The sequence below is a fragment of the Streptomyces sparsus genome (assembly GCF_054776295.1).
Genome location: NZ_BAAHCA010001498.1, coordinates 1 through 778, shown reverse-complemented (window position 1 = coordinate 778; position 778 = coordinate 1). Strand labels below are relative to the sequence as shown.

General features: G+C 74.4%; 1 protein-coding gene. It reads left to right on the top strand.

Annotated features, from left to right (window positions below; all coding sequences use genetic code 11):
- Window positions 1-778: DoxX family protein (locus tag ACYVE9_RS29245; protein WP_461030895.1), on the top strand; the 778-nt coding region annotated here is incomplete at both ends.

The following is a 778-nucleotide window of genomic DNA, read 5'->3' as shown; positions in this document are numbered from 1 at the left end:
CGCCCGCCCGGGCGCCCGGGGCGGCGTCGGCGTCCCCGACTACGACCACGACGGCCGTGACCGGCGGGAGACCGCCCGCCCGCGCCCGGGCGACACCGTCCGGCACGCCTACTACCCGGGCCGTCGGATGAACCTCGGCGTGGTGCTGCTGCCGTTGCGCATCTTCCTCGGCTTCATCTCGATCTACGCCGGCATGGGCAAGCTCACCGACCCCGTCTACTTCGACGGCGGCGAGCGCGGCTCCATGGTCAGCTGGCTCACCTCACTGGAGCCGTGGGGCATCGCCTCGCCCCTGCACTCCTTCGCCGTCGCGCACCCGGTCGGCGCCGGCCTGACGGTGGCGTTCCTCCAGGTCATCGTGGGTGTGCTGACCGTCTGCGGCCTCTGGCAGCGGCTTGCGGCGTCGTGCGGCGCGCTGCTCTCGGCAGCGCTGCTGCTGACTGTCAGCTGGCACACGGTGGCGGCCTACGATGCGCCGGACATCATCTACCTCGCTGCCTGGTCCCCGCTGATCATCGCCGGCGCCCCGGTCTACTCGCTCGACGCCCGCCTGGCCGGTGAGGCCTGGCGCCGCCTCGGTCCGCGGGCCGGGCTGTGGGAACTGCGTCGGCGGGTGCTGCGACGCGGCACCATCATGGTGACGCTCATCGCCGGTCTGGCGCTGCTCATCGGCTCCGTGCTGGGCAGCGCCGTCCGCACCGCGGGAGTCGCCACCGTGCCGGAGCCGGGCGAGCCGCCGCGCAACCACCTGCCGGGCTCCCCGCTCCCGTCGGCGCCC